The sequence below is a fragment of the Chloroflexus sp. genome (genome assembly GCF_056331925.1).
On the sequence record NZ_JBWGQH010000013.1, the window covers coordinates 99083 to 110727 of the forward strand.

The 11645-nt window shown below is 55.2% G+C and carries 14 protein-coding genes; 4 read left to right on the forward strand and 10 right to left on the reverse strand.

Annotated elements, in window-relative coordinates; translation table 11 throughout:
- Positions 1–128 precede the first annotated feature (128 nt).
- Genes AC01ZF_RS08685 through AC01ZF_RS08695 form a run of 3 tightly spaced genes read left to right on the forward strand, consistent with a single transcriptional unit; the run spans position 129 to position 2076 of the window.
- Complete coding sequence (locus tag AC01ZF_RS08685) at positions 129–686, forward strand: RNA polymerase sigma factor (protein WP_476575291.1); 558 nt, start codon at positions 129–131, stop codon at positions 684–686.
- Positions 683–1129 (forward strand): hypothetical protein, encoded by a 447-nt coding sequence (locus tag AC01ZF_RS08690; RefSeq protein ID WP_424676851.1) that lies wholly within the window; start codon positions 683–685, stop codon positions 1127–1129. Before AC01ZF_RS08685 ends, AC01ZF_RS08690 begins: the two co-directional genes overlap by 4 nt.
- On the forward strand, positions 1129–2076 hold the full coding sequence (locus AC01ZF_RS08695) for a bactofilin family protein (RefSeq protein ID WP_424676850.1): 948 nt from the start codon (positions 1129–1131) through the stop codon (positions 2074–2076). Before AC01ZF_RS08690 ends, AC01ZF_RS08695 begins: the two co-directional genes overlap by 1 nt.
- A 48-nt stretch (positions 2077–2124) precedes the next feature.
- On the opposite strand, the gene AC01ZF_RS08700 is transcribed toward AC01ZF_RS08695, so the two are convergent.
- From AC01ZF_RS08700 to puhE, 10 genes are all read right to left on the reverse strand, one after another.
- On the reverse strand, positions 2125–2865 hold the full coding sequence (locus AC01ZF_RS08700; protein WP_424676849.1) for a Yip1 family protein: 741 nt from the start codon (positions 2863–2865) through the stop codon (positions 2125–2127).
- A gap of 1 nt (position 2866) precedes the next feature.
- Positions 2867–3568 (reverse strand): Yip1 family protein, encoded by a 702-nt coding sequence (locus tag AC01ZF_RS08705; RefSeq protein ID WP_424676848.1) that lies wholly within the window; start codon positions 3566–3568, stop codon positions 2867–2869.
- Between the two features lie 16 nt (positions 3569–3584).
- Positions 3585–4235 (reverse strand): phosphoribosyltransferase family protein, encoded by a 651-nt coding sequence (locus AC01ZF_RS08710; RefSeq protein WP_428131170.1) that lies wholly within the window; start codon positions 4233–4235, stop codon positions 3585–3587.
- Complete coding sequence (gene pyrF / locus AC01ZF_RS08715) at positions 4232–4972, reverse strand: orotidine-5'-phosphate decarboxylase (protein ID WP_476575292.1); 741 nt, start codon at positions 4970–4972, stop codon at positions 4232–4234. The genes AC01ZF_RS08710 and pyrF overlap by 4 nt, the downstream gene beginning before the upstream one ends.
- Before the next feature lie 176 nt (positions 4973–5148).
- Entirely contained in the window at positions 5149–5586 is a 438-nt protein-coding gene (locus AC01ZF_RS08720; protein ID WP_424676845.1) for a hypothetical protein, read from the reverse strand.
- A complete protein-coding gene (locus AC01ZF_RS08725) occupies positions 5583–6674 on the reverse strand; it encodes a quinone-dependent dihydroorotate dehydrogenase (RefSeq protein WP_424676844.1) in 1092 nt (363 codons plus the stop codon). Before AC01ZF_RS08725 ends, AC01ZF_RS08720 begins: the two co-directional genes overlap by 4 nt.
- Positions 6661–7011: a hypothetical protein gene (locus tag AC01ZF_RS08730; protein WP_424676843.1), complete on the reverse strand. Its 351-nt coding sequence runs from the start codon at positions 7009–7011 to the stop codon at positions 6661–6663. The genes AC01ZF_RS08725 and AC01ZF_RS08730 overlap by 14 nt, the downstream gene beginning before the upstream one ends.
- A gap of 8 nt (positions 7012–7019) precedes the next feature.
- Positions 7020–8090 (reverse strand): phosphotransacetylase family protein, encoded by a 1071-nt coding sequence (locus AC01ZF_RS08735; protein WP_428111296.1) that lies wholly within the window; start codon positions 8088–8090, stop codon positions 7020–7022.
- Positions 8091–8101: 11 nt separating this feature from the next.
- The gene (gene acs, locus AC01ZF_RS08740) at positions 8102–10192 is read right to left on the reverse strand and encodes an acetate--CoA ligase alpha subunit (protein ID WP_424676842.1); all 2091 of its coding nucleotides are present in this window, start codon (positions 10190–10192) and stop codon (positions 8102–8104) included.
- A gap of 276 nt (positions 10193–10468) precedes the next feature.
- On the reverse strand, positions 10469–11224 hold the full coding sequence (gene puhE, locus AC01ZF_RS08745; protein ID WP_424676841.1) for a putative photosynthetic complex assembly protein PuhE: 756 nt from the start codon (positions 11222–11224) through the stop codon (positions 10469–10471).
- Between the two features lie 302 nt (positions 11225–11526).
- Between puhE and cmr1 the strand changes: the two genes are divergently transcribed.
- On the forward strand, positions 11527–11645 hold a 119-nt coding region (gene cmr1, locus AC01ZF_RS08750; RefSeq protein WP_476575293.1), incomplete at its 3' end, for a type III-B CRISPR module RAMP protein Cmr1.

The following is an 11645-nucleotide window of genomic DNA, read 5'->3' on the forward strand; positions in this document are numbered from 1 at the left end:
ATCGACAACGGTTGACGGCAGACCGCCGCATCACGAAGATGGTACACGAACCTGCGTTGTCTTGCAAGTTCGTGCTGACGGTAACCTTTCGTAAACTAATACGTACATGATTGCGATGAGGAGCGCGTGTGAGCGATCCACAATGTGATGAAGTTGACCTCGTTAACCGAGCATGCGCCGGCGATCAATCGGCTTGCGCGCTGATTGTACAGCGTTACACCGGAGTTTTGTATAATCAAGCGTATCGTATGCTCGGTGACGCATTCGAGGCGGAAGATGCAGTACAGGAGATATTCCTGCGCGCGTTTCGTAATCTGAAGAGTTATGATCCGTCACGCCGGTTGGTGACTTGGCTCCTTGCCATCGGCTCAAACTACTGTATCGACCGCCTACGAAGACGACGGTTTCACTGGATCACACTCGATGACGTCGCCTTTTGGTTGCCAAGCACGCAGCTAGGACCAGAACGGAGCGCGCTACAGCAGTCTAGTCGGGAAATTATTCAGCGCGCTTTGCAGCGTTTGCCCGAAATGTACCGGAGTGTTACCGTCTTGCGCTACTGGCACGATTTATCGTATGAAGAAATCGGTACCATCCTCGGTCTTACCGAAGCGACCGTCAAAACACGGCTACACCGAGCACGTAAAATGTTGCAAGAGGCCCTCGCGATGGAGGAGGAGCTATGAGAGGGTCTGATGAGTTCACCGACGAAGAGATGGCTCAAATTGAAGCCGAAACCCGCGCGTTACTAGCCCGCTGGGGTGAGCCACAGATGGCTCCACCGCCACCCGATCTGTCGGCACGGGTAGTACGACAGCTTTTTGGCGTAACGCCGACGCCGACATACCGTCGACCATGGTGGCAACTTTGGCCGGTATTACCACTCGTATTACTGGCAATTGGCGCGTGGGGCCTATGGATTGATAGTACCGGCCCGGCTCTGCTCGTCGGTGGTCTGGAGACGGACACCGGACGGTTGCTTGTCACGCTAACGTTGATCGCTAAACCGATCTGGAATCTGTGGTTTACAACAGCCTGGTGGCTCATTCCAAGTCTCTTCCTCTTGATCGGCGGTGGTTGGCTTTGGCGTACATTGATCATTGACGCGCCATTAGCTGAGGTTGAGTGATGAAACGACGTCGGCTTGTTCTTTTTATCATCATCTTGACGTGGGTTGCCGTGCCAACATCGGCTGCTGCCCAAGAGCCAGCACCGTTGGTAATTGCCGTCGATGAGCTGTATCACGGTGATATTGCTACCTTCGATCAACCGGTGCTCGTGCTCGGCGAGGTTGATGGCGATATAACGAGCTGGTTTGGTTCGATCACGGTACGAGGTGTCGTTCGGGGTGATATTGTCAGTTATACCGGTTCAATTGAGCTAGACAGCGGTGCAGTGGTGGAAGGGAATGTTCTCTCTCTCACCGGTGGTGTGCAGATGAAGAGTGGAGCTGAAGCCAACGGTGCTGTGATCGGGATCGAACCGCTTGCCGGTTCAACGGTTACGACTGCATTGATCAATGCACTGCGTGGTCAACCGCAAAGTCGCCGCTTTCTCCCCACAGGAATAAGCGGTATTATCGGTGCAACTATCACTATCCTGCTTACGGTAGGTTTGACGCTGATCTGGCCACGGCGGACCGCAGGCATTGGTCGCGCATTGCGTGCCGCACCACTGCGCAGTGCGCTGGTCGGTTTTCTCTCGACCGTGCTCATACTCGCGGCATTACCGTTTGTCGTTGGCCTCCTGACGCTAACCCTGATCGGGCCAATCCTCTTTCTCCCACTTAGCCTCCTTCTGCACGTCCCATATGCGATTGGCTTTACCGGTGTTGCCCGCGCACTTACGGCTGCTTGGCCGCCGACATGGGCACTCAGACCACCACTGGCTGCCGCAGTTGGTACACTCATCATTATCACACCGCTCGTTGTCGTAAGTACGGTTGCACCTACCGTTGCACTAGCGATAGGCTATGCGGTGGCAAGTTGGGGGCTAGGGGCAGCGCTGATCAGTCGTGGTGGGGCATTGCCGATTTGGCAAGATCGCCTCGTATATGAGTACGGGCGTAGTGATTAGGCATAATCAACAGAGGTGGGACGAGGCGCCCACCTCTCTTCGCTTACGCTATACCGTCGCTACCAACGTCGTCAGCAGGACGATGAGCAAACAACTGAATAGAATGCCGAGTACGATCAACAAACTTGGATAAAGAAGCACGGCCAACGTTGCTCTACCGGTATCAAACCGATGCACCACCGCCGTACCGTTGATTAAGATAATCAATCCCCATCCCCAAGCAATCACTCCTAAGGGAAAACTGAGAATAGGGATGAAGGTCAGTGCATCGAGCGCGTGCGGTGCTACCGACAATGAACCAACGGCAACCATAGCGCGAATACCGCCTTGACCACCCAACTGACGCGCTGCAACATGCGTCAATACCACTGCCAACAGCATGTCACCCAGATAGCTTAGCGGCGCTGAGACGGTTTGACCAAGGACTTGCAAGAGCAATGCAACCGGTCGCGGTAACGCTGACGGCAAGCTTAGGAGATCGCGCACGAGATCGGCAATGAACGTTTCGCTCTCTTCGAGTATCCTGATGGCTTCGTGCTGTTCAGGTGTTGTAGCAGCCGCGCGTTGCTGTTCAATCGTTTGGCGATAGCTTGTTAAGATATCTTGTACAACCCGTTCGGGATTCATAGATGCGATGAGTCCATTAATGCTCTGGATTGCACCTACGAGCAAGCCGACCATTAAAATCAGCAGTAGCCCGCGCTGGACGCCATCACGAGCATCGCGCATTTCGATAAAGACACTCTGGTTGAGCATCAAGGTTTTGTTGAACGTATCAATCACCGACATGTTAGCGCCCCCCTTGACCGACCGCGATCAACACTGCCAACGCTGCACAGCCGAGTACGATCAGCAACAGACCGAGGAAGATCGGCCCGATGAGCGTTGCCCAAAACGCTCGCCACGCCGGCAGATGATGCGCTGCCCGCAAACCAAGATAACACCCGATTAAGCCAAGCAGCGTCGTACCGGCGACTTGCGCGAATGGCACAATCTGCACCACCGCCAACCAATTGGCGCCACTGGCAAGCGCAGTGCAACCCAAGGTCTGTGCAAATGACCCTTCACCACCCAACATACGTGCTGCCACATGGGCAACAGCACCATAGACGAGCCAACTGATGAGATAGACAACCGGCGTCATCACAGCACCGATCAGACCACTCCAGCGTAAGATATCAACGAGACTTGTCAGTTGGTCAAAAACCGGATCAAGACTGAAACCCGGATTCCCGCGCTGCAATTCGGTCACAAATGCTGCACGTTCGAGATGACTCTTGATCACATCGAGAAACGCCTGCGGATCAGGCATTGCCAGCATACTCAGCAGATTACCAATGATACTAGCAACTCCGACCAGCACACCGATGAGCAGAACCACGACAAAGCCATCGCGTAGCGTACTCGGATTATCACGCTGCATCCGAAAGCTCTCGACATCGAGCAACAGTCCGGCAGTACTTAATCGCAAGAAATAGTTCAGTGACTCCATCGCGTTTCCCAACCATTTACAACTGATCTGCGTGTTGACGCAAGTAAGCCGCCCCCTTGCCTAAGCGAGAATTGATCGGAATACCGGCGGCACAGAGTGGGCATGCATCGGCAGGATAACTTTCGAGCGGTAGTTCGGTCAGAGCAACAAGAATCGGCACCTTCAGGTCAACAGCAGTAATTCCACCACGATTACAGAGCGCACCTACCCCAACAACGGTTCCACTTGCTGCACGGACAGCCTCAACGACCAAGCGGGCTGAACCACCGGTTGTCATGACATCTTCTACCACCAGCACGCGCTTGCCTGCAAGTAAGGCATCATAGCCGCGCCGGAATACGCGCTGTTTGCCGGCGTCGGTATGTTCTTCTTCGGCGTACACTGCCAACACCTCTCGCCCACAAAGCTGCGAAAGATGGTAGGCCGTCCACTGGGCCATAATCACACCACCAACCGTCGGACCGGCTACCGTCTCCACATCGAGTTCGGCGAAATGGCGCGCTAACGCCGCACCGACCGTACTTGCTGCCGTCGTGTGTGGGTAGAGTGCGTCCTTATTGACGTAGCTGCTACCGTGTCGGCCTGAGGTATAGACTATGTGATCGTTCGTCACAATAGCACCCAATTGGTGTAGCATGGTCAAGAGATCGGGTTCGTGACTATTCATTGCATTGTACTCGCTGGTTCAATCTCAGCTAAGAGCCGGTCAACTGCCACCACCGAATCACCGATTGTCGGTGGCGGGTTTGTAATCGGGCGGCCAATAACCAGATAATCAGCCCCGGCACGTAGCGCATCAGCCGGCGTCATGATCCGTCGTTGATCGCCCTCAGTAGCCCACTGCGGCCGGATACCCGGCGTAACAATGAGTATATCAGGGCAAGCAGCTCGGATCGCGCCTACCTCGTGTGGTGAAGCAACAACTCCATCGAGACCACAAGTCTGCGCCATCCGGGCTAAATGTACCACATACTCGGTCACTGAGGGTACAACTCGTAATTCGCCGGACAACGCCTCTGCATCGAGGCTGGTCAGTACCGTAACGCCGAGTAACAACGGGCGCTGTGGCATCGATTGAGCAGCGGCAACTGCGGCACGCAACATTGCGCTGCCACCGGTGCAGTGAAGGGTGAGCATACGCACCGCAGGCCCCAATGCACAAACTGCCCGCACAGCACCGGCTACCGTATTGGGAATATCGTGCAATTTAAGATCGAGAAACACGCTTCCGCCAACATCGGCCAACGCCTGTACTACCTGTGGAGCACCTACTGCTGTACAAATCTCCAACCCCACTTTGAAACCGCCAACCAACCCGCGTAGCCGGGAGGCCAGGGCTATTGCCTTGGCTACATCAGGGGTATCGAGTGCTACGAAGATTCGTTCACGAGCCGAGATAGACATAGGCTTGATGATCACAAACCGGTGTTACATCTTACCGACTTGGACAAGTTTCGTGAGAAGAGCCGTTGCGATGCAACGGCCCTTTTCATTCCACAAACCAACGATAGCGAGAGATTGCACCGAATATTATTCTACTCACAATACTCCCCAATTCTACCACATCGTTGTCAGCCAGCTTAGGTATGGATCAACCAATATACCACCACACCAACAATAGTAGCGACCAGATATAATGCAAACGCCAGCCGCATAAATGGCTTGTAGTTGTTAAAGCGCCAGCGGACCGGTAGCCACCTATTCCCGACCAACACCACATACACCCCAAACAGCATCGCCACCGTACCGACGACTTCGTGAGCGGGCATCGCCACAAACGCGGCTGTCGGCAAGTTCAGATTTTCATCGGGCGTTACTGACAGTAACGATGGGATCATGACGCCAAACACCAGTATCAGATTCGCTGCGACAGCACCGGTTTGCACCCAGCGATGGGCAGTATAGTAGCCCCGTACCACAAGATACGCACCGATCGTCATAGCAATCGCAACAACAATGCTGCCTACTAACGAGACATCTTGAGCAAAGGTAGCTTTTGTGCCAAGAAAACCGGTCATGAAGCTCTCTTACGATACGACAGCAGAGCTTGGTTGATCCGCCGCGGCAGTAGCGGCCCGTGATATACCAACCCGGTGTAGAGTTGGATCAACGTCGCTCCGGCCTCGAACATACGCAGTGCATCGTCCGGTGAATGAATGCCACCGACCCCGATAATCGGCAACCGACCACCGGTTGCACGGGCAATATACTGTACTACCTGCCGGGCACGTAACGTCAGTGGTCGCCCACTGAGGCCACCGGTCTCGACAACCAACACCGGGTCAGCACCGGCCAAACCGTGACGACTAATCGTCGTATTGGTCGCAATAATCCCAGCAACGGCATGGTCGGCACAAACAGTCAAGAGTTCATCCAACGCCGGTTCACTGAGATCGGGCGCAATCTTTACCAATAACGGGCGCGGCCCGCGCAGATGGGTACGCCCCAACTCGGTGTTGATATCTTGCAGAGCTGACAACAATGCGCGCAAATGATCGGCATCTTGCAATTGGCGGAGACCGGGCGTATTCGGCGAGCTTACGTTAATCGCCACATATGCGGCATAGGGAAACAACACGCGAAACGAAGCGCAATAATCATCAATGGCGTGTTCGAGTGGTATCACTTTCGACTTACCAATCGAGACACCAACCGGGACAGGCGCCGGCTGCAAAGATGCCAACCGATGGGCAAGGGCGGCTGCACCGGCATTATTGAACCCCATACGGTTGATCAATGCCTCGTGGGTCGGTAACCGAAACAGACGAGGGCGGGGGTTACCGGGCTGCGGATGGTGCGTCACAGTCCCCACCTCGACAAAGCCAAAGCCAAGCGCTGCCCATACCGGCAACGCCACACCATCCTTATCCATACCAGCAGCTAAACCGACCGGATTGGGAAACTGAACTCCGAAGACGGTACGTGACAGTCGTTGATCTCGAATGGTCGTCAGTAGCTCCAGCGTGCGGCACAACGGACGTAAACGGCTCAGCAACGCCAACAGATGCAAGGTACGTTCGTGCGCCGTCTCGGCATCACCTCCACCCAACCGAAACAAGATCGGGCGCAACAACACGCGGTAGATCGTCAGCTCAGAACGGTTCAACGCCCACCTCAGACAATTCATCAGCAAAACGTTCGATATCGCGGGTGGTACGGAGTCGCGGAATCCGGCTCAACAACCGCTTCCGGTCGGCACTCCCCTCGATCACTGCCCGTTCCAGATACTGGGTCAGATAAATCTTGATTACCTCTAACTCATCCGCCGTCAGTGGTTCACCCTGCATGTAATGCTCAACGGCAGCAGCTAATCGCCCGGTTGTCTCCTCCATCCAAAACCGCGGGGGACGGGGGACCGGAAAGGGATAAGGGTAATCGGGATTGGGAACAAACACCAACGGCCCAATCACTTCAGCCTGTTCGGGCAACGGATCGGTCGACATAGCCTTTCCTAATGAATCTTTAGTCCTAAGAGGCGATACAAACGATCAAAATCAAAGTGTGTATCAAGTAACTCGGTGAAACGGCGCAACTTGGCTTCTTGATGAAACCGAACCCGACCAAACAGTTTCTCTGCTCGATCAACGGTGCTGAGCGTATCATCGGCGACGAGAATAATCGGCACATCCAATTCGGCAGCACGATCCATCACCTGCATCGTTGGTCGGATATTGCCGGTAAGTACCAGCGCATTCGTGCTCGTTTGCAGGGCAATCAACTGCAAATCGCTCCGGTCGCCACCGGTAATCACCGCCTTATTCGCGCGCCGGCGAAAGAATGAGAGACTAGCTTCGGCACCCATTGCACCGATCATCAGGGAATCGAGCATCTTCTCACCCCACTCAGGGCGACCGATTATTTGTCCGCCGAGATGCTGAGCCAGTTCGTTGACCGTCACTCCTGACAGCAAACGATCGCGGGGAAGAACACCTAACACCGGAATGCCACGTCCCTCGAGGAACGGAGTCACGCGATTCCGGACAAACTCACGGTGCGGCTCTTCTACCTGATTAATCAACACCCCCAACAAACGATCCCCGACGTACCGTTGGACACTGAGAATGGTATCAACCGACAGTGTCGAAGTGTAGCGACACACGAGCAAGCCGGGCGCTTGCAACATATCGGTCACTTGATCGGCCGTCAGATCGACCAGCGCGCCCTCGGCCCACGTATTGGTTCCCTCTAACACCATCACATCTTTCTGGCGTGATACGGCCAGATAGGCATCGCGCAAGGTCTTCGCAAATGAATGGGGTTGCCCGCGCAAGATCGACTCGATAACGCCCGGTGTAATGAGCACCGGCGCAACCTGCTCCATCGGTGCGTCAAGACCAATGGTCTGGCGGATAAAAGCGGCATCCTCATCAAGCACCGCATCGGGTGTGTGGGTGACCGAAACGCTTACCGGTTTCATATAACCGACACGGTAGCCGTCTTGTTGCATTCGGCGCAACAAACCCACGCACACGGCACTCTTACCAACATAGGTCTCAGTTGAGGCGACATACAGTGTTGCCATCATTGCCTCCACTAGTTGAGGATGATCCGGGCATCGAGGACAACAGCGCCCTCGCCCTCATAATGGACAACGAGCGGATTAATATCCATCTCGACAATTTCTGGAAAGTCGGTGACCAGTTGGCTTACCCGCAGCACTGTCTCTTCGAGGGCGGCAATATCGGCCGGCGGTTCACCGCGAACACCACGCAACAGAGGGTAGGCGCGGATCGACCGAATCTGCTCTTGTACCTCCTCGACACTCAGTGGTGCGAGCCGGAAAGCAACATCCTTCAACACTTCGACATAAATGCCTCCCATACCAACGGCGATTAGCGGCCCAAATTGTGGATCGCGGCTGACACCGACTAACACCTCACGCCCTTTGCGCACCATTTCTTGCACGAGTATACCCCAAATGCGTGCCGCAGGCACATACTTTCGCGCACGGTATTCGATCAGTTCAAATGCATCACGAACAGCGGCTGCATCTGACAACCCAACGCGCACACCGCCGATATCGCTCTTGTGCAGAATATCAGGACTAGAAATCTTCATCACCACCGGATAGCCAAACTCATTGGCAATCGCAACCGCTTCTTCCGGGGTATGAGCCAGGCGGCTCTTGGGCAACCGCATTCCGTAGGCTTCCATCACCTGTCGGGCTTCGACCTCACCCAACTCCACGCGACCGGCAGCACGCACATCGGCAAACAATTGGGCCACACGCGCGCGATCCACTTCAAAATAGCGGTAGGTCGGAGCCGGACGCTGCTGCCAGAGCGATTGACGATACATTGCAGCCAAAGACTGAACGGCCCGTTCGGGAAAGAGATAATTGGGAATGCGGGCTTCGTTCAGCACACGCACCGCTTCACTAATACTCGACCCACCCATAAAACTCGTAACAACCGGCTTGGTGGATTGCTTGGTCAGATCGACGATCAAGCGTGCCGTTACTACCGGATCAGAGACGGCTTGAGGCGTAAAAAGGACGATCAAGCCATCGACATTCGGATCGGCCAGTGCCGCTTTCATCGCCCAAGCGTAGCGATCCGGTGTCGCATCACCAATAACATCAATTGGGTTAAAAAAATTCGCATTAGGCGGCAACTTCTCTTGCAAGCAGCGGATGGTTTCGGGGGTAAACTCGGCCATTGCCAAGCCGCTGCGTTCAACGGCATCGGTAGCGATGATACCGGGACCGCCGGCGTTTGTCACGATTGCTACCCGATTCCCCCGGATCATCGGTTGGTAGGCAAAGACAAGGGCTAGATCGAACAACTCATTCATCGTGCGGGCACGCAAAATTCCACTCTGGGCAAAAGCGGCCTCATACGCCGTTTCAGAACCGGCCAGCGAACCGGTATGGGACGAGGCAGCACGGATGCCGGCGACAGTAGTACCGCTCTTAATCGCCACCACCGGCGTACACTTGGTCACCTCGCGCGCAACGCGAATGAAGCCGGGACCGTCATCAATTGCTTCCAAATAGGCCAAAATTACCTTGCTATGCTCGTCACGATTCCACACTTCAAGCAGCACCACCTCATCAACATCGGCCTTATTGCCGAGACTGACGAAACGCGAAAAGCCGATCCCTTGCTGATAGCTCCAATCGAGAATAGCCGTACAGATCGCACCTGATTGCGACATGAGCGCAATATTGCCGGGCAACGGCATCGCATTGGCGAACGAGGCATTGAGCTGGCTGATCGTATCGATAATGCCGAGTGAATTAGGGCCGATCATACGCATGCCATAACGACGCACGATTGCCAACAACTCGCGCTCAAGCTCACGCCCAGCACCGCCTACCTCTTTAAAACCGGCGGTAATCACGACCAAGCCACGAATCCCTTTGCGACCGCACTCATCAACCGCAGCGTTGACGTGTTGGGGTGGAATAACGATCACCGCCAAGTCGATCGGATCAGGCACATCAAGCACCGAGCGATAGGCGCGCAAGCCAAGCACTTCGGTGGCGCGCGGATGGATCGGGTAGATACGACCCTGATAGCCGTGATCGATAATATTTTTCAGAACACGATGACCGAGACGCGCCGGTTCAGGCGACGCGCCAAGCACAGCTACCGACTGAGGGTCAAAAATGGCCTCTAACATAGCGCGGATGCTCCTTTTCCGCACACCTTGCTCATTCATCATAACCGATACGCGATATTGCGACAAGCGATGTTTCGTGCAACTACCGCAATGATGCAAGGGTGCGCAAATATGACGATCGTGAATTGCTGTAGTGCAGACGAGTATGCGACCGGCATGCGGGGAAGGTTGCAGGATTGCCGGCAATTCCAGCGTATCGCACACACGACCAAGGAGCATGCAGCTCCCTGCATGCAGAGTAGCACGCAAGGTTACAAGCGCGGCTACACGGCGCGGTTAATCGGTGGCCGGGGCGGTGGTGGGAGCAAGAGCAGGGAGCAGCAGAAGCCAGTGTTCGAGCGCACCAAGGGTAAACAGACTAGCGAGCAGGGCCAAGCGAATGGCCGCCGGATCGCCAAGATGCGCCCCAATGCTAAACCAAAGCATAATCGCGAGCAACGTAGCGACGGAAACACTAGGGCGAAAAAACGCGCTCGGCGGGCCGGGTCGCCAGTAGCTGGCGAGAAAGGCAAGGTGTGCCGGGAAGAGTTCGACTTGCAGCGCCCGCACTCCGTAGAGCACATTGAGCTTGGCGCTCTGCTGCAAGGCCCAGCTTAGCCCAAAGGTGAGCGGGCCAAGCCAATGGCTGGCGTCTTGCAACAGCCAGATCAGCAAACCCATCTCAAGCAAGAAGGCGAGCTGGTGGTAGAAGTGAGTGCCGAGGGCGTAGAAGAAGCGCTGCACCCCACGTGCGTCTGGTGGGCAAGGTTTCCGGCGCGGCCCGGCCAGTAACCCGCTGTAGAAGGCCAGTTCGTGCCACGCCCACACCACGAGACCGGCGGTAAACGCCCGGTACGCACCGAGAGCACTGAGATCGTGGCGGGTCACCAGCAATTCGCTGTGCGCAACGATAAGCAGCGGCAAACTGAGGAACACCGCCCACCCTGCCACCCATTGCCCGCGTCGGTTGAGCCAGATCAGACCGAAAGTGAGGCCAAGCCACAACGTGACGACGGTGAAAAGTGGCAACAGGTAGTACAGGGTAATTTCCATGAAGTTCATAGCCGGTGCTTTCGATGTTGTTACACTAATGTCATAATTGTACACGAAATGCAGGAATCCGTGAAGAGTGGGCACACCTCCCCGTTGCGCTCTTCGCGCTCTTTGCGCCTTTGCGCCTTTGCGCCTTTGCGCCTTTGCGTTCCTGTGAGGTCGGTACACGTTGTCATACTGCAGGCAGATATGGCACAATGTCAGTACATCGTCCGATTGTGAACCGTGATATTATCAACGTACCTCGCAGGCAACACCTGAAGATCGACCGCGTCGAACCGATAGAAACTAGCACAAAACGTATGGAACTAACCATCAGCACCCTCACCCCACTATGGACCGGCGGCATAGAAACGGGAAAGGTTGACCGCATCCACGAAACCGGCATACTCGGCTCACTGCGCTGGTGGTACGAAGCCAT